This window comes from Sphingomonas sp. ID0503, from assembly GCF_048565625.1.
GTDB lineage: Bacteria > Pseudomonadota > Alphaproteobacteria > Sphingomonadales > Sphingomonadaceae > JBLZUR01.
On the sequence record NZ_JBLZUR010000002.1, the window covers coordinates 1,321,733 to 1,338,685 of the forward strand.

At 68.4% G+C, this 16,953-nt stretch carries 13 protein-coding genes; 4 read left to right on the forward strand and 9 right to left on the reverse strand.

The annotated features are described in order from the left end of the window. A complete protein-coding gene (dnaE, locus tag ACM608_RS07380; RefSeq protein ID WP_419682599.1) occupies positions 1-3,471 on the forward strand; it encodes a DNA polymerase III subunit alpha in 3,471 nt (1,156 codons plus the stop codon). 12 nt (positions 3,472-3,483) lie between these two features. Here the strand turns inward: dnaE and ACM608_RS07385 are convergent, their stop codons facing one another. Both ACM608_RS07385 and ACM608_RS07390 read right to left on the reverse strand, forming a co-directional pair. Continuing rightward, complete coding sequence (locus ACM608_RS07385; protein ID WP_419682600.1) at positions 3,484-4,020, reverse strand: GNAT family N-acetyltransferase; 537 nt, start codon at positions 4,018-4,020, stop codon at positions 3,484-3,486. Positions 4,021-4,079: 59 nt separating this feature from the next. Next, positions 4,080-5,159 (reverse strand): PA0069 family radical SAM protein, encoded by a 1,080-nt coding sequence (locus ACM608_RS07390; RefSeq protein WP_419682601.1) that lies wholly within the window; start codon positions 5,157-5,159, stop codon positions 4,080-4,082. Between the two features lie 53 nt (positions 5,160-5,212). Here ACM608_RS07390 and ACM608_RS07395 point away from each other — a divergent pair, with 53 nt between their 5' ends. Continuing rightward, positions 5,213-5,554 carry a VOC family protein gene (locus tag ACM608_RS07395; RefSeq protein WP_419682602.1) on the forward strand — a complete coding sequence of 114 codons (342 nt, stop codon included), beginning with the start codon at positions 5,213-5,215 and terminating at the stop codon, positions 5,552-5,554. 78 nt (positions 5,555-5,632) lie between these two features. On the opposite strand, the gene ACM608_RS07400 is transcribed toward ACM608_RS07395, so the two are convergent. Beyond that, entirely contained in the window at positions 5,633-7,402 is a 1,770-nt protein-coding gene (locus tag ACM608_RS07400; protein ID WP_419685127.1) for a transglycosylase SLT domain-containing protein, read from the reverse strand. A gap of 2 nt (positions 7,403-7,404) precedes the next feature. Continuing rightward, positions 7,405-8,085, reverse strand: coding sequence for a uracil-DNA glycosylase (locus ACM608_RS07405; RefSeq protein WP_419682603.1), 681 nt, complete (start codon positions 8,083-8,085; stop codon positions 7,405-7,407). A gap of 102 nt (positions 8,086-8,187) precedes the next feature. Here ACM608_RS07405 and ACM608_RS07410 point away from each other — a divergent pair, with 102 nt between their 5' ends. After that, positions 8,188-9,861: a hypothetical protein gene (locus ACM608_RS07410; protein WP_419682604.1), complete on the forward strand. Its 1,674-nt coding sequence runs from the start codon at positions 8,188-8,190 to the stop codon at positions 9,859-9,861. Next, complete coding sequence (locus tag ACM608_RS07415; protein ID WP_419682605.1) at positions 9,858-10,664, forward strand: 4-(cytidine 5'-diphospho)-2-C-methyl-D-erythritol kinase; 807 nt, start codon at positions 9,858-9,860, stop codon at positions 10,662-10,664. The genes ACM608_RS07410 and ACM608_RS07415 overlap by 4 nt, the downstream gene beginning before the upstream one ends. On the opposite strand, the gene ACM608_RS07420 is transcribed toward ACM608_RS07415, so the two are convergent. The 5 genes from ACM608_RS07420 to ACM608_RS07440 form a co-directional block, all read right to left on the reverse strand. Further along, entirely contained in the window at positions 10,661-11,854 is a 1,194-nt protein-coding gene (locus tag ACM608_RS07420) for a class I SAM-dependent RNA methyltransferase (protein ID WP_419682606.1), read from the reverse strand. The two genes, ACM608_RS07415 and ACM608_RS07420, sit on opposite strands and share 4 nt — an antisense overlap. After that, positions 11,851-13,221 (reverse strand): NAD(P)H-hydrate dehydratase, encoded by a 1,371-nt coding sequence (locus ACM608_RS07425; RefSeq protein WP_419682607.1) that lies wholly within the window; start codon positions 13,219-13,221, stop codon positions 11,851-11,853. The genes ACM608_RS07420 and ACM608_RS07425 overlap by 4 nt, the downstream gene beginning before the upstream one ends. A 6-nt stretch (positions 13,222-13,227) precedes the next feature. Next, positions 13,228-14,949, reverse strand: a complete 1,722-nt coding sequence (gene ilvD / locus ACM608_RS07430) for a dihydroxy-acid dehydratase (RefSeq protein WP_419682608.1) — start codon at positions 14,947-14,949, stop codon at positions 13,228-13,230. A gap of 31 nt (positions 14,950-14,980) precedes the next feature. Further along, positions 14,981-15,703 (reverse strand): N-formylglutamate amidohydrolase, encoded by a 723-nt coding sequence (locus ACM608_RS07435; protein WP_419682609.1) that lies wholly within the window; start codon positions 15,701-15,703, stop codon positions 14,981-14,983. 171 nt (positions 15,704-15,874) lie between these two features. Beyond that, positions 15,875-16,939: a 1,9-bis(guanidino)-5-aza-nonane synthase gene (locus tag ACM608_RS07440; protein ID WP_419682610.1), complete on the reverse strand. Its 1,065-nt coding sequence runs from the start codon at positions 16,937-16,939 to the stop codon at positions 15,875-15,877. Positions 16,940-16,953 lie beyond the last annotated feature (14 nt).

The window sequence follows — 16,953 nt, forward strand, 5'->3', positions numbered from 1 at the left end:
ATGTCACATGCTCCCTTCGTGCCGCTCCGGGTCTTCTCGGCCTACACGATGCTGGAGGGTGCGATCGAGCCGAAGGCGATCGCAAAACAGGCGCGTAAGCTCGGCTTCCCCGCCGTCGCCCTGACCGACCGCAACGGCCTCTACGCCGCGATGGCCTTCTCCGACGGCTGCATGGGGGCGGGGGTCCAGCCGGTGATCGGCACCATGCTGGCGGTTGCCCGCCCCGGCACGCCGGAGGGCAAGCCGCCGATCATCGACTGGCTGGCGCTCTATGCGCAGGACACGACCGGCTACGACAATCTCTGCGCGCTCGTCTCCGCCGCGCATCTCGACCGCCCGATCGAGGTGGACGCGCATGTCACGCTGGAGATGCTGGACGGCCGCACCGAGGGCCTGATCGCGCTGACGGCGGCAGGCGAGGGGGCGGTCACGCGCCTGTTCGCCGAGGGTCAGGACAGCGCCGCGAACGCCTATGCCGACCGGCTGACAGCATTGTTCCCCGACCGCCTCTACATCGAACTCGCCCGGCGCGGGAATGCGGTGGAGGAGGCGGCCGAGGCGCGCCTGATCGACCTCGCCTACGGCATGGACCTGCCGCTCGTCGCGACCAACCCGGTCAGCTTCGCCGAAGCCGATTTCCACGATGCGCATGACGCCATGCTCTGCATCGCCGGCTCCGCCTATATCGACACACAGGATCGCCCGCGGTCCTCCCCCGACCTGTGGATGAAGCCCGCCGAGGAGATGGCGCGGCTGTTCGAGGATCTGCCCGAGGCGATCGCCAACACGCTCGTCGTGGCGCAACGCTGCGCCGTCGCGGCGCCGAAGCGCAAGCCGATCCTCCCCAGCCTCGCCGGCGACCGTGAGGCCGAGGCCGAACTCCTTCGCAAGGATGCGCGCGCTGGCCTTGAGGCGCGGCTCGAAAAGGCGGGGATCGCCGATGACGCCGCCCGCGAGACCTACTTCCAGCGCCTCGATTTCGAGGTGGACGTCATCGTCCGCATGGGCTTTCCGGGTTACTTTCTGATCGTCGCCGACTTCATCAAATGGGCGAAAGATAACGATATTCCCGTTGGCCCGGGTCGCGGCTCGGGCGCCGGCTCGGTGGTCGCCTGGGCGCTCACCATCACCGATCTCGACCCCATCAAGCTCAACCTGCTGTTCGAACGCTTCCTGAATCCCGAACGCGTGTCGATGCCGGACTTCGACATCGACTTCTGCGAAACGCGGCGCGGCGAGGTCATCCGCTACGTCCAGCAGAAATACGGCCGCGATCAGGTGGCGCAGATCATCACCTTCGGAAAGCTGAAGGCGCGCGCCGTCCTCAAGGACACTGGCCGCGTCCTGCAGATGAGCTACGGCCAGGTCGATCGCCTCGCCAAGCTCGTGCCGAACCATCCGACCGATCCCTGGACGCTGGAAAAAGCGCTGACCGGCGTGCCCGAGCTGGCGCAAGAATACCGCAATGACAATCAGGTAAAGCGGCTTCTTGATCTCGCGATGAAGCTGGAGGGCTTGCCTCGCCACAGCTCGACCCATGCCGCCGGCGTGGTGATCGGCGACCGGCGGCTCGACAAGCTGGTCCCCCTCTACCGCGATCCGCGCTCGGACATGCCCGTCACCCAGTTCGACATGAAGTATGTCGAGGGCGCGGGCCTCGTGAAGTTCGACTTCCTCGGCCTGAAGACCCTGTCCGTGCTGCAGAAGGCGACGCAGATGCTCGCCAAGCAGGGCATCGTCATCGATCTGAATGCGCTCGAATGGGATGACGAGGCGGTCTACGCGCTCCTGCAGAAGGGGGACACCGTCGGCGTGTTCCAGCTGGAATCGGAGGGGATGCGCCGCACGCTCGCCGCCGTCCGGCCGACCAATTTTGGCGACATCATCGCACTCGTCTCGCTCTATCGCCCCGGCCCGATGGACAACATTCCGATGTTCGGCGCTCGCAAGAACGGCCGGGAAAGCATTGAATATCCTCACCCGATGCTGGAAGAGGTGCTGAAGGAAACCTACGGCATCTTCGTCTACCAGGAACAGGTGATGCAGGCGGCCCAGGTGCTCGCCGGCTACAGCCTGGGCGAGGCGGACCTGCTGCGCCGCGCGATGGGCAAGAAGATCAAGGCCGAGATGGATGCTCAGCGCGCCCGCTTCGTCGAAGGCTGCGCGGCGCATGCGATCACCGAGGCGAAGGCCAACGAGCTGTTCGACTTGATCGACAAGTTCGCGGGCTACGGCTTCAACAAGAGCCACGCCGCCGCCTATGCGCTGGTCGCCTATCAGACCGCCTGGCTGAAGGCCCATCATCCCGTCGAATTCTACGCTGCCTCAATGTGTTACGACATGACGTTGACAGACAAGCTCTGCGTGTTCTTCGATGACATGCGCCGCATGGGCGTGGCGGCTTTGCCCCCGTCCATCAACCACAGCGAGGCCGAGTTCTCGGTCGAGCCGGTCGAGGGCGGCAAGGCCGTCCGCTATGCGCTCGGCGCGCTGAAGGGCGTCGGCGAAAAGGCGATGGAGCAGCTGGTCGAGGCGCGCCTCGCCGGCGGGCGCTTCGCCGGCCTTGAGGATTTCGCCGCCCGCGTCGATCCACGCCTCCTCAACCGCCGCCAGCTGGAGAGCCTCGCCGGTGCCGGCGCGTTCGACGACATCAACGACGATCGCGCGACGATCTTCGCCGCCGCCGAGACGATCCTCGCCCATGCCGCCAGCGCGCATCAGGAACGGCATAGCGGGCAGGGCGGACTCTTCGGCGGCGCGGACGAAGGCCCCGCCCCGATCCGCCTGCCCAGCGTCGAGCATTGGTCGATCGCCGAGCGTATGGCGGCCGAGAAGGACGCCTTCGGCTTCTACTTCTCCTCGCACCCCACTGAACGCTACCGCCATCTCGCGACTGCAAATGGCGCGCGCAGCTTCGCCGAGCTGGCGGCCTTGCCTGCCCCTGCCGAGGGTGCGCGGATCGGCGGCATGATGGCCCTGCTGGTCGAGGAGGCGCGCTGGCGCACCTCCGCCAAGGGCCGTCGCTACATGATGGCGACCGTCTCCGATCAGTCCGGCCAATTCATCGCCACCTGCTTCGACGACGATGCCTGCGAGGCGTTGGAGGGCGCCGCCCGCACCGGCAGCTGCGGCCTCGCCACCGTCGAGCTCGACCGGCGTCCGGGCGAGGACACGCCGCGCGTGGCGATCCGCCGCATCCAGCCCTTCGACGCGCTCGGCACCAACACCCGCCTCATCCTCGACATCGCCATCGCGGACGCCGGTCTGCCCGCCGTCCTCGCGGACATGCTCGGCGAGGTGAGGGGCGGGCGCGGCGACGTCTTCCTGCGCATCGATGGCGAGGCGGGCGAGGCGCTCGTTCATCTCGGCCGCAACTTCCTGCTCGATGCGGAACTGGCCGCCCGGATCGAACGCCTTCCCGGCGTCGAGTCGGTCAGATTGCGCGCGGCGGAGCTTTCCGCCGCCGCCTAATACGGCGCCCGCTCAGGCCGCCGCGCTGAGCGAGCTTTTGCGCTCGAACATGATGACCGACGCGCCCTTGTACACCGCCTCTCCGAAGCGGCGGAAGCCGAGGCGGTCCGCGACGCGGAGCGAGGGCTCGTTGAACGGATTGATGATGCACACGGTCCGCGCGCCGGGATGGGCGGCGTCGAAGGCTGCCAGCGCCGCCTTCGCTGCCTCGGTCGCGTAACCCTTGCCATGCGCCTGGCGCGCCAGGACCCAGGCCATCTCGTACCGGCCATCGAAATCGGCGCCGAGGCCGCGATGGAAATCCGCGATGCCCGTGTCGCCGATCACCGCGCCGGTCGCCTTCTCCTCGATCACGTACATGCCGTAGCCGAGAAGGTCCCAATGCCCGGCATAGCGGAGCAGCCGGTTCCACGCGTCCTCCGGCGAGGACGATCCGCCGATGAAGCGCATGACCTCGGAATCGCGGGAAAGCGCCAGGCTCGCGTCGAAATCCGACAGCCGGTGGCGGCGCAGGATCAGGCGTTCGGTCTCGATCTGCTCTTCTGCCACACTGTCCTCCGCCCGACCCTGCTCGCACGTTCCGCGCGCATGGATCAAGGTCGATCGGGTCAGAACAGTGACATCTGCCGCCCCGCCAGCGTCGGCGGCACGAAAAGATCGGTGCGCCCGCCCATCCGCTCGCGCTTGAAGCCATGCCGCGCGCAAGCGATGCGGAAACGCGTGCGCAGCAGTTCGGCCCAGGGTCCCCTGCCGCGCATCCGGCTGAAGAAATCGGGATCGTTGTCGCGGCCGTCGCGAAGGGACTGGATGATTGCCATCACCTTGCCCGCGCGGTCGGGGAAATGCGCGTCGAGCCAGGCGCGGAACAAGGGCGAGACCTCGTGCGGCAGGCGGACGGGCAGGAAGAACACGCCTTTCGCCCCCGCCGCCGCCGCCGCGTCGACCAGCGTCTCCATCTCGTGATCGGTGATCGCGGGGACCACCGGCGCGATCGACACGAAGACGGGGATGCCGGCCTCGCTCAGCGCCCGCACCGCCGCCAGCCGCTTTTCGGGGCGCGGCGCGCGCGGCTCCAACGTGCGCGCGATCTTCGGGTCCATCGAGGTGATCGACAGCGCGACCGAGGCGAGCCCGTCCGCCGCCATCGGCGCGAGCAGGTCGATGTCGCGGGTGACGCGATCGGACTTTGTGGTGATGGTCAGCGGGTGGCGGGTTTCGGCCAGCACCTCGATACACGCGCGGGTGATCTGCCATCTGCTCTCGATCGGCTGATAGGGGTCGGTGTTGGTGCCGAATGCGATCGGCCGCACCTCGTAATTCGGCCGGCCGAGCTCGCGGCGGAGCAGCTTCGCCGCATCGGGCTTGGCGAAGAGATGCGTCTCGAAATCGAGACCGGGCGACAGGTCGTGAAAGGCATGGGTGGGCCGGGCGAAGCAGTAGATGCAGCCATGCTCGCAGCCCCGATACGGGTTGATCGAGCGGTCGAAGCCGACATCCGGCGACTGGTTGCGGGTGATGATCGTCCGCGCCTGCTCGATGGTGACGGTGGTGCGGGGCGGCGGGGCCTCGCCATCGACCCCGGCGCGATCGTCCAGCCAGTCGCCATCGCTCTCCCGCGCGGGCAGGTTGAACCGCCCGCTGACCGCGTTCCCGGTCGCGCCACGCGCAGGAGGATGAGACTCGACCATTGACAAAGACTAGCATTTTGACCAGAACAAAGCAAGAACAATGGAGATTGTGCATGGCCAGGATCAGCTTTGTCGAACTGCCCGTTGCCGATGCGGCGGCGACCGGTCGCTTTTACGAGCAAGCCTTCGCGATGAAGATCACGGCCTATGGGCCGACTTATGCCTGCACGACGATGGGCGAGGGAGACATCGGGCTGCAGGCCGATCCGGCGGAAAAGACGTTCGCTCCGCTGCCCGTCATCCTGGTCGATGACCTCGAAGCGGTCGAGCAGGCGGTGATCGAAGCTGGCGGCACGATCACCAGGCAAGCGTTCTCCTTCCCGGGCGGCCGCCGCTTTCAGTTCCGCGATCCGGCCGGAAACGAGCTGGCTGTGGCGATCGAAGTCGCGGAATGAGTTCCCGCGCGTATACGCGTGTGTACGCGCGCGCGTTGAGGTGCGACCTTTGCGACTTTCCGAGGCCTTTTGGCCGGGTCAGGGCGCTCCGGCGGCGGGTGCGGCGTTGCTCGCGAACGCGCCCGCACCCTGGCGGCGAACCGCCGTCGCGCCGGGAAGGCCGGGGAAACGCGGCCACATGCCCTGCGCGATCGCGTCCAGGCTGGGCGATGCCGTCTCCGCCTGCGCCTGGTACATCCAGTAGTTGCGGAGGACGAGTGTGACGTAGCCGCGCGTTTCCGCATAGGGGATCGTCTCGATGAACATCAGCGGATCGCTCTCGTCGCGCGCGCCGGCGTTCCACCGCGCGATGGCACCCGGCCCCGCATTGTAGGCGGCGATGACCTTCGGCAGCAGCCCGCCCGTCGCCGATCCGTCACGGAGCTGTTCGAGATAGGTCTGCCCGCACTCCATGTTGAAGACCGGGTCCGCGAGATCGCCCGCCATCGCCGTGCCCCGCCGCTTCGCCATCAGTTGCACCGTGGTCGGCAGCACCTGCATCAGCCCGCGCGCACCCGCGCGGCTGACCGCATCGGTGCGAAAGGCCGATTCCTGAAGCGCATGGGCGAAGACGAGCGCGCGATCCACCCGCCAGCCGCCCTCGGGCAGCCAGTTGGGCGCCGGATAGCGGGCGGCGGCATCGGGGCGGGATCCGCTCGGCCCGTTATGCGCCAGCCAGATCTGCGTCGCCGGCAGGTTCAGCCGCGCGGCGACACGGAGCAAAGCGGCATGGTCCTGATCCGTCCCGATCCGCGCCTGATGCCGCAGGAACTGGTCGGCGAGACCCAGCTCGCCGATCTCCACCAGTGCGGCGGCGGTGCGGATGTTCGGGCGGTCCGCCACGGTGGTGAAGTCGGCGCGGATAAAGTCCGGCTTCGTCTCGGCGGCCGGCAGGCTCATCCCCAGAAGATGGCGGGCGAGCAGGCCGTAGAACGTCTCGCCCAGCCGCGCCGCGCTGCGCAGCCGCGCCTGCACCCGGTCCGCCCGCCCGCAGGCCATGTCCGCCCGCGCCGCCCAGAACAGGCCTGCCGACATCGTCTCGGCATCGCCGCCCCGGCCGGCCGCGAAGGAGAAGGCGTCGCCCGCCGCGGCGCAATCGCCCATCCGCCAGGCGGCGAGCCCCTCGCTCCAGGCGGCCGGCACGACCCACTCGCCCGATCCGCCGCGCGCCACCCGGGAGAGGCGCAACGCAGCGGCATCGTCGCCGTTCAGCAGATACGACCAGCCGATCCGCTGGCGCAGCTCGGTCAGCGCTGCGTCCCCGATGCCGCTCCGCCCGGCGAGCAGGGCCTCCGCCTCCGCAGGCCGGTCGTCCTTCAGCAGCGGCCTGATCTGCTGCAGCGCCTGCGCCCCGGCCGCATCGCCGGTGACGCTGCGCGCCGCCTCCCGTCGCGGCGCACCGGCAAAGCCGCTGAGCGCTCGGGGTTCCGGTATGGCAGGCAGGTCCGTAACGCCCCGCTTCCGGGCGATCGCCGCCAACCGTCCCCCCTCGGGCAGTTCGGGCGCCCGCTGCAACAAAGCGGCGATGGCCTCCGCGCTGGTAGAGGGCGCGCCGGTGCTCAGATACAGCTCGGCGAGCGCGGCCGGATGCAGCGGGCCGTCCTCCATCCCATCCAGCCGGGCCTTGGCGTCAGCCCATCGGCCCGCCCGAAGCGCCGCGAAGACCGCCACATATCCGCTTCGCTGCGACGGGGTGAGCTGCGCCGGCACCCGTTGCGCCGAGGGCACGGCACCTGTCACCACGATCGTCTCGGCCGGGGCGGACAGAGCCGGGGATGCGGCGGCCAGCATCACCGCGAGAGCAAGCATTCTCACTTCACCCGCTCCGCCGCGATCAGCCGCAGGTCCGCCCAGGCCTCGGCCTTGGCGGGCGGATGTTGAAGAAGGGTGCGCGGATGAAAGCTCGTCAGCACACGGACCGCCTGCCCCTCAATGTCGGCCGTGTGGAGGCGACCGCGCGTCTGCGGCACCGGCTCGCCCAGAAACAAGCGGGAGGGCACGTCGCCGAGAAGGACGAGAAGGCGAGGTGCGGCGAGCTGGACATGTCGGCGTGCGAGGCCACCGATCTCCGCCAGCTTGCGAGGGTCGATCCGCCCGGTGGTCGTCCGTTCGGCGCTCAGCGGTGCGAGGTAGACGTCGGCGCGGCTCAGCCCGATCGCCGCCAGCATCCGGTCGAGCAGCTTGCCCGCACGGCCGGTCAGCAGCGACGCTTCGTCATCCGGGTCTGGCATGTCGACGACGATCATCAGGCCGCAGGCGGGATCGCCGCTCGTACCGGGGAAGCTCGCCAGCGTCTCGGGCGCGGTGATGACGGGGGTAGGCTCGGCAACTTGGGCGGCGGCAGGCGTCACGTCGCGCAACCACTGCCGCGGCCCCTCGGCAACCGCGCAATCCACCCCGGCGGTCTCCCACCAGTCGATCACGCTCGCCAGCAATGCCGCTTCCCCCCGCATCGCCGGATAAGCCGCCACGCGCCCGCGCGCGTCAACCACGCGGCTCCGAAATGCCTGATGGATCGTTATCTCTGCGCGACGAGTTGTTTCCGTCGACCGGCCCCGCTTGCATGGGCACAGGCCTCAGCGCACAGGAGCAGCATGCCCTTCCGTCTCTCCGCGCTCCTCGCCTCCACCCTCATCGCCCCCGTCCTTCTCGCCACTACGGCCAAGGCCGTCCCGGTCCCCGCAGCGGGGCTGGAGCACGACTATGTCCGCGCACGCGCGGCGGCGATCGTCGGCGATCCCGGTGACGCCGCGAAGCGCTTCGCCGACATCCTGAAGGCGGTTCCGGGCGACCGGGGCACCGCCGTCCTGCTGTTCCGGCAGGCGATGCTGGCAGGCGACCGGCCGCTGGTCGAACGGGCAGCAAAGATCTTCGCCGCCGATTCGCAGCCACCGGCCGACATCGCCTGGCTGCTGCTCGCACAGGCGATCGAGGCGAAGCAGTGGAAGATCGCCGCCGGCTGGGCGGACCGGCTGGCGGGCGACCCCGCCTTCGCCTTCACCAGTTCGGTGCTGCAGGCATGGCTCGGGCTCGCCAACGGCAATGCCGATCCGCTCGCCTTGCTTCAGGCCGGCAAGACCAAGGGCGCCGAGTCTCCCTATGTCGCGGAGCACCGGGCCTGGCTGCTGCTGGCCCTCGGCAAGAAGGAGGAGGGGGTCACCGCTGTCCGCGCGCTCGCCGACAACCCATCTGCCCGCTCGGTCCGGCTGAGGCTCGGTGCCGCCGCCGAGCTCGTCAAGCTGGGCGATCGCACCGCCGCCGTGGCGTTGCTGCAAGGAGAGGGCAGCGCTCTGGCGCGGGCCCGGAGCATCGTTGCGGCGGGCGGAGACCTGCCCGGCGCGGTCGGCGACGCGCAGGCCGGGATCGCCGAACTGATGATCCGCGTCGCCGCCGATGCCGCGCGGGAGCGGGCGAATAACGTCGCGCTGACACTCGGCCGCACCGCGACGTTCCTCGACCCCGGCAATGCCGAGACCTGGCTGGTGACCGCCGAAATCCTCGGCAATCTGGAGAAACCCGACCTTGCTCTCACTGCGCTTGAGCGGATCGCGCCAGAGGACCCGTTGCGCGATGTCGCCGATGCGAGCCGCGTACAGATGCTCGCCCGCGCCGACCGGCGGGATGAGGCGCTGGCGATTGCGCAGGCGGCGGCAGTGAGGCCCGAGGCGACCGTGGCCGACCACATCCTCGTCGGCGACCTTCTCTCCGCGCTTGACCGCGATCGGGAGGCGGCGGCCGCCTACGGCTCCGCGCTTGCCCTGGCGGAGAAGACGCCGGGACGCAGCGATCTCTGGTCGATCTACCTGATGCGCGGCGGCGCGCTGGAGCAGGCGGGCGACTGGAAGGCGGCGGAGGCGGATCTGGCGCAGGCGGTGAGGCTCGCGCCGGAGCAGCCGGTGGCGCTGAACTATCTCGGCTACGCCAAGCTCGACCGCAAGGAGGATGTCGCGAACGCCCTGCGCATGGTCGAGAAGGCGAGCGCGCTGGCGCCCGACAGCGCCGCGATCACGGATTCGCTCGGCTGGGGCTACTATCTCACCGGCAACCTGCCCGGCGCCATCGTCAAGCTCGAAGCGGCTGCCAAGGCAGAGCCGGCCGACCCGGACATCAACGACCATCTCGGCGACGCATATTGGGCGGCCGGCCGGCGGTTGGAAGCGCGCTATGCCTGGCGCGCCGCTGCGATCTATGCGGAAGGGGAACGGCGCGATCGCATTCGCGCGAAAATCGACTTCGGCCCGAGCAACGGCGTCACCGCGCAGCGATGATCCTCGCCGAAACCGCCTACGCCAAGATCAACCTCGCCCTCCACGTCCGCCGCCGGAGCGCGGACGGCTACCATGAGATCGAGACGATCTTCGCCTTCGCCGAAGATGGCGACACGCTGACTGCCGAGGCAGCCGATCAACTCACCTTGGAGATCGACGGCCCGCTGGCCGAGGGTTTGGCGGAAGAGGAGGACAACCTCGTCCTGCGCGCGGCGCGAGGACTGGGGCAGGGAAGGGGTGCGCGAATTCGCCTGACCAAGCGCCTGCCGATCGCCGCCGGGTTGGGCGGCGGATCGGCCGACGCGGCGGCGGCCCTGCGTCTCCTCTCCCGGCTCTGGAGTGTGGATGTGCCGGACGGCCTCGCCGAGAGCCTCGGCGCCGATGTGCCCGCCTGCCTGCTGTCGCAAACCAGCTTCGCGGAAGGCCTCGGTCACCCCGTCACCCCGATCGACGCGGCGGACCTTGCCGGAATGCCGCTGCTTCTCGTCAACCCGCGCCGCCCTCTCGGCACCGCACCGGTCTATCGCGGCTGGGACGGTGACGATCGCGGACCGCTTGAGAGAGGCGACCCGCTGGCTGCTGCGAAGAAGGGTCGGAACGATCTGGAGCCCCCTGCTCTCAGGCTGGAGCCGATAATCGCCGACGTTCTGGAAGCGCTCGAAGGGGCGACGCTGTCGCGCATGTCGGGTTCCGGCGCGACCTGCTTCGCGCTCTACGCGGATCAGGCTGACCGGGATGCGGCGGCGGCGCGCATCGCGGCGCAGCATCCAGACTGGTGGCAAATGGCCACGCGGCTTCGCTAAGCTTGCTTGAGGAACAGCCCTACCAGCTCGACATGCGTCGACCAGCGGAACTGACCGACCGGCAGTATCCAGTCGAGCCGATACCCGCTTGCAAGCAGCGCCTTGGCATCGCGGGCGAAGGTTGCCGGGTTGCACGACACGTAGACGACGCGTGCGACACCCGATGCGGCGATCTCCGGCGACTGTTCCTTCGCCCCCGCACGCGGCGGATCGAGGACAACGGCGTCGAAGCGGCCGATGTCTTTGGCGGGGTAGGGGCGACGGAACAGGTCGCGGTGATCGGTCAGCACCGGCTTCCCGCTCCGTCCCGCCGCCGCCTTGAGCGCGAGGATGGCGTCACGCGCACCCTCCGCCGCGAGCACCTTGGCCGGCAGCGACAGAGCGAAGGTGCCGAGGCCGGCGAAGAGGTCCAGCACGGTCCGCACCTCGCCGACGCCTTCGCGTACGGCCGCTACCAGCGCAGCCTCACCATCTGTGGTCGCCTGAAGGAACGCGCCGGGGGGAAAGGGCACGGGCACATTGCCGAGCGTCACCGTCACCCCCTCCGGCTCCCATCGCGTCTCCGGGCCGAGGCCGTCGTCGATCGAGATGCGGGCAAGGTGATGCGCCTGTGCGAACGCGGTCAGCGCCTCGTGTGCCTGCAGCCCCTCCGCCGCAACCCCGCTCAGGATGAGGTCGACGCCCTGATCGGTCAGGGTCATCTGCACGTCCGCCGCGCGCCGTTCCGGGATCATGTCGGCCAACAGGGGACGCAGCGGCGCCACCAGAGCGAAGAGCTCCGGGCGAAGGATGTGGCATTCGGCAAGATCGACGATCCGGTAGCTCGCCTGCTCGTTGAAGCCGATGATAACCTGCCCGCCCCGCCGCTCCGCGCGCAGCGAGGCGCGGCGGCGGCTGCGGGGCGGGGAGAGGTGCGGCGTCCTGATCTCGGGAGCGGCGATACCCTGCGCCGCCAGCGCCTCCTCGATACGCTGGGCCGTGAAGGCGGCACGGGTGGGTTCGTCGATGTGCTGCAGCTGGCACCCGCCGCAAGTCGGAAAGTGGCGGCACGGCGGCACGGCGCGGAACGGGCCGGCCAGGACCGCACCGTCGTCCGTCAGGCGATCACCGGGCGCGGCGGGGGGGACGTAACGGCCGTCCTCCGTCACGCCGTCCCCGCGTGCGGCAAGGCTCGTGATCTCGACGCTCACAGGCAGGCGGTCGCCGCCGCGGGCAGATGGATGACGAGGTCGTCGGCGATCAGGAACGGCCCCGCCCGCCGCGCTGCCTCGGCATGGAGCCACAGCGCCGCCTGCGCCGCCTCAAACGGGTCGCGCCCTCCGGCGATCAGCGCGCCGATGATGCCGGCAAGAACGTCGCCGGTCCCGGCGCTGGCCAGCCAACTTGGGGCGAGGGGTGCTACCGCAGCGCGGCCATCCGGATGCGCGACCACGCTGGCGGCACCCTTCAGCAGGACGACCGCACCAGAGGCGGCGGCCGCCGCGCGCGCCTGGTCGATCGCGGATCCGGGCATGTCCCCGAACAGTCGCGCGAACTCGCCAGCGTGGGGTGTCAGTATGGCTTTGTCGGTCAACCGGGTATCTGACGGAAGTAGCATGAACGCATCGGCATCGAGCACGAGCGCCTTGCCGCTGGCGAGCGCGGCCGTCAGCTTGTCGCGGGCGCTGGCGTCATGACCCAGTCCAGGGCCGATGACCACGCAACCTGTTCGCCCGTCGTCCAGCACGTCGGCGGACCAGGTCCGGCGCACCAGCGCGTGAGGACCGCCCTGCTCGCCGCCGCCGATCAGTTCGACATAGCCGGCACCGGCGCGCTGCGCGGCGGTGGCGGCGAGCATGGCCGCACCACCCATCACGCCTGCGATAACCGCGACCTTTCCCCGCGTGTACTTGTGGTCGAGCGGCGAAGGTGCGGTCAGCCGGGGGCGTTCGATCAGCGTCGTGCGGACGTTTTCGAACGTAAGGCCAAGGTCGGCCGTTTCGATCTGACCGCAGAGGAGTGCCGAGGGCAGGAGGAGGTGCGCGGGCTTCAGAGCGCCCAGTGCGACGGTGACGTCGAAGGGAGGGACGTCGGACAGGATGGTCCCGTGATCGGTAGCGACACCGCTCGGCAGGTCCACGGCCAGGCGCAGGTCGGCGGCCGTGGAGAGGCGCTCGATCTGTTCGCTAGTCGAGGGTTCCAGGGGTCTTCTCAGACCAGTTCCGAACAAGGCATCGACCAGTATGGGGGCCGGTGCGACATCCTCGAGTTGTTCTACCGGGCCGATCCAGGCACGCCGCGCGGCGCGTGCCGCATCGCTGCTAGGCTCCGCAAGAGAGGCGACGCGGACCGGAATACGGCGCTGCGCCAGATAGCGGGCGGCGACATAGCCGTCGCCGCCATTGTTGCCCGGTCCGCAGAGGATAAGCACCGCCCGCCCGTTCGCACGCCCGGCGACGGCATCGGCCACCGCGCGGCCGGCGCGCTCCATCAGGCTCTCGACCGTCTCCCCGCGCGCGATCGCCGCATCCTCGGCCGCACGCATCTCCGCCGCTGTCAGAACTGGGCGCGCGGCCATGGCCTATCAGATGTCGGCGAAGACGTGACGCTCCGCCTTCGCGCCCGGATGCGTCAGCGCGCCCTTGGAGGCCGGGCCGACATTCTGCGCGTAACGCCACAATGCGCCCGACTGATAATCGTTGATGCGTGGCTGCCACGCCTCGCGACGCTTGGCGAGGACCGCCTCCTCGACCAGCAGATCGATGGTGCCGGCTTCGGCATCGATCGCGATGCGGTCGCCGTTCTCGACCAAGGCGATCGGCCCGCCGACTGCGGCCTCCGGCCCGACATGACCGATGCAGAATCCGCGCGTGCCGCCGGAAAAGCGGCCGTCGGTGATCAGCGCGACCTTCTCGCCAAGACCCTGCCCGTAGAGGGCAGCGGTGGTGGACAGCATCTCGCGCATCCCCGGTCCGCCGCGCGGACCCTCGTAGCGGATGACGACCACATCGCCGTCCACGATGCTGTTCGCCTCGACGGCGGCAAAGGCATCCTCCTCCCGCTCGAAGACCTTGGCGGTGCCGGTGAACTGCAGCCGCTTCATGCCCGCGACCTTCACGATCGCGCCCTCCGGGGCGAGGCTGCCCTTCAGGCCGACGACACCGCCGGTCGCCGTGATCGGCGTCTTCGCGTCATAGATGACCTTCTGGTCCGGGTTCCACATCACCTGATCGATGTTCTCGCCCAGTGTCTTGCCGGTGACGGTCAGGCAGTCGAGGTGCAGGAATCCCTCGGCGGCGAGTGTCTTCATCAGCATGTAGATGCCGCCCGCCTCATGCATGTCGCGCGCAACATACTGCCCGCCGGGCTTCAGATCGGCGATGTATGGCGTGGTCTTGAAGATCTCGGCGACGTCAAACAGGTCGAACTCGATGCCGCACTCATTGGCCATGGCGGGGAGATGGAGCGCGCCGTTGGTCGATCCCCCGGTCGCCGCGACGATCCGCGCCGCGTTCTCGAATGCTTCGCGCGTGCAGATGTCCCGGGGCCGCAAATTGGTGCGGATGAGTTCCACGATCTGCTTGCCGGCGGCGACCGCCACTTCCTCGCGGCTCTTGTAAGGGGCAGGCGCCATGTTGCTGTTCGGCAGGGACAATCCGATCGCCTCGCCGACGCAGGCCATGGTGTTGGCGGTGTACTGGCCACCGCAGGCGCCGTGGCCGGGGCAGGCCGCCTTCTCGATCGCGGTCACCTCGGACAGCGGGCACTTGCCGGCGGCATAGCGGCCGACGACCTCGAACACGTCGATGACGGTCAGGTCCCGATCCTGATAGCGGCCGGGGAGGATCGAGCCGCCATAGACGAAGATCGACGGCACGTTCAGGCGCAGCATCGCCATCATCATGCCGGGCAGCGACTTGTCGCAACCCGCGAAGCCGACCAGCGCGTCGTAGCAATGGCCACGCACCGAAAGCTCGATCGAGTCGGCAATCACCTCACGGCTGACCAGGCTGGATTTCATGCCCTGATGGCCCATGGCAATGCCGTCGGTCACGGTGATGGTGTTGAACCGACGCCCCATGCCGCCATTGGCGTTCACCGAGTCTCGCGCAATCTCCGCCTGGAAGTCGAGGGTGGTGTTGCACGGCGCGCTGTCATTGCCGGCGGAGACAACGCCGACGAACGGACGGGCGATCTCCTCCTCAGTCAGGCCCATCGCATAGTAATAGGAGCGATGCGGTGCGCTTTCCGGGCCGACCGAGACGTAGCGGCTGGGCAGGCGGGACTTGTCGATGGTCTGTGTCATGGCGAGGCGTCTCTAGGCCCCGCCCTCGGGATCACGCAAGCGCGGCGAGCGTCTCCGCGATGATAGGGCCGAGGCGATCTGCCCATTCGATCACGCCCGTGCTTTCACTGATTAGGTCCTGCCGTACTTCAAGGCCGAGATAGGGGATGCCATTGCCTTCGCCGTGACGGTTCATCGTCGCGTTCAGGACCTTGCCTGAATAGGGGAGGTTGTCGCCTGTCACGATGCCCTCGGCCTCCAGCAAGGGGATTGCAACGCGGGCCGCACGGTCGTCGGTGTTGTAGAGGACGCCGACCTGCCAGGGTCGCGGTTCGTCGGAGGTGGCCAGCCGCGGCGTGAAGCTGTGAAGCGACAGGAGCATCGCCGGGCGCCGAGCCGCGATCTCAACGGCGAGTCTATCGTGATAGGGTCGCCAGAACCGCGCGATGCGATCCGCGCGCCCGCTATCATCAAGGGCGACGTTGCCACTGATGGCCCGGCCGTCGCTGGTCGCAGGAATGAGGCCGTGGGCATCCTCCTCCCGGTTGAGGTCGATCACCAGCCGCGAGAGGGTGGCGAGGAACGCCGCGCAGTCAAGACGGGCGCAGAGTGCCGCCGCGAGAGGAGCAACGCCGATGTCGACGGCGACATGCTCGGTCATCACCTCGTCAGGTAGGCCGAGGGTGATGTCGGAAGGGACCCGGTTGGATGCATGATCGCCGACGATCAGAATGGGAGTGGTCGCGTCGGCGTTGAGGATTGTGAAGGGGAGCATCGGCCCTAGGTGGCGTTCGCATGCTTCAAAGTCACGCATGAACGAATGTATCGAGCGCAAGGCCGATCGCCGCCAATTCCGACGTTCACGCAGTCTTCACGCACTGGAGGTGGGGTTCATCCAACCAGCGCGTCACCCCAGCCCCGGCCGGGGTGACGCGCTGGTAGTATATTATGCCGCATCGTCGAAGATCTTCGCCCAACGGCGCTCGGCGCGGTTCTTCCAGTGCTCGCGATGGTAAGCGTCCGAAGCAAGCAGGGGGACGACCGATCCGGCCTCGGCGAACACCATCTGCTCGATCGCGGTGTTCACCTTGCCCCAGCTCGCCGCCTCCTGCAGCGTGGAGGAGGAGCAGGCACCGTCGCGCACGTCAGCCACAGTGATCTGGACGGCGTATTTGTGGACGGCGACGTCCTCATGGCCGAGGATCTCGGCGCAGACGACGGTGTCCTGGATGAAGTTCTTCGGCACCCCTCCGCCGATCATCAGCAGGCCCGTGGCACCCGCCTGAACCTTGATCTCGGTCAATTCGCGGAAGTCCGCAATCGAATCGAGCGTCATGTAGCGGCGACCCGCCTTCATCGCGTCGACCTGATGCTTGACCAGACCAAAGCCCGCCGACGAGTCGGTGAATGCCGGGCAGAAGATCGGCACGTCATGCTCGTAGGCGAGCTTGACAAGGCTGTTCTCCTTCTTGCCGTGCTCGACCAGGTACTTGCCCATCTCGCGGATGAAAGCGCGAGACGAATAGGGGCGCGGCTCCAGTGTCTCGGCGATCTCGAAGATCGTGTGGTCGACGTGCTGGAGGTTCTCCTCGTCGATATAGGTATCGTAGATGCGGTCGATGTAGAGCGAACGGAGCGTGTCGTCGTCCGGCACCTCAAGCGCCTGATAGTGCTTGTGGCCGAGGCCTTCGAAGAAATCCATGTCGACGATCGATGCGCCGGTGGCGACGATGCCGTCGACCATGTTGTTGCGCACCAGTTCGGCATAGGCGTCCATGCAGCCGCCGGCCGAGGTCGATCCCGCGATAACCAGGAAGATCGTGCAATCCTTGTCGGCCAGCATGTCGTTGTAGATGCGGGTCGCTCGGGCGAGATCGCGGCTGGTAAAGCTCATCTTGCCCATAGCGTCGATGATCGGGCGCGCGTCGAAGCTCTTGATGTCGACATGCTCAACGACGGTCGAAAGCAGCTCGGCCTTGCGGGTGTCATTGACAGGGGCTTCGGTGGTCATTCGATTCTCCAACA

Excerpts from the sequence above, each read along its gene's own strand:
- dnaE (WP_419682599.1), top strand. The coding sequence starts at position 1 with ATGTCACATGCTCCCTTCGTGCCGCTCCGGGTCTTCTCGGCCTACACG.
- ACM608_RS07390 (WP_419682601.1), bottom strand. The coding sequence starts at position 5,159 with ATGGTCGAGTCTCATCCTCCTGCGCGTGGCGCGACCGGGAACGCGGTC.
- ACM608_RS07395 (WP_419682602.1), top strand. The coding sequence starts at position 5,213 with ATGGCCAGGATCAGCTTTGTCGAACTGCCCGTTGCCGATGCGGCGGCG.
- ACM608_RS07400 (WP_419685127.1), bottom strand. The coding sequence starts at position 7,402 with ATGCTTGCTCTCGCGGTGATGCTGGCCGCCGCATCCCCGGCTCTGTCC.
- ACM608_RS07410 (WP_419682604.1), top strand. The coding sequence starts at position 8,188 with ATGCCCTTCCGTCTCTCCGCGCTCCTCGCCTCCACCCTCATCGCCCCC.
- ACM608_RS07415 (WP_419682605.1), top strand. The coding sequence starts at position 9,858 with ATGATCCTCGCCGAAACCGCCTACGCCAAGATCAACCTCGCCCTCCAC.
- ACM608_RS07425 (WP_419682607.1), bottom strand. The coding sequence starts at position 13,221 with ATGGCCGCGCGCCCAGTTCTGACAGCGGCGGAGATGCGTGCGGCCGAG.
- ilvD (WP_419682608.1), bottom strand. The coding sequence starts at position 14,949 with ATGACACAGACCATCGACAAGTCCCGCCTGCCCAGCCGCTACGTCTCG.
- ACM608_RS07435 (WP_419682609.1), bottom strand. The coding sequence starts at position 15,703 with ATGCTCCCCTTCACAATCCTCAACGCCGACGCGACCACTCCCATTCTG.
- ACM608_RS07440 (WP_419682610.1), bottom strand. The coding sequence starts at position 16,939 with ATGACCACCGAAGCCCCTGTCAATGACACCCGCAAGGCCGAGCTGCTT.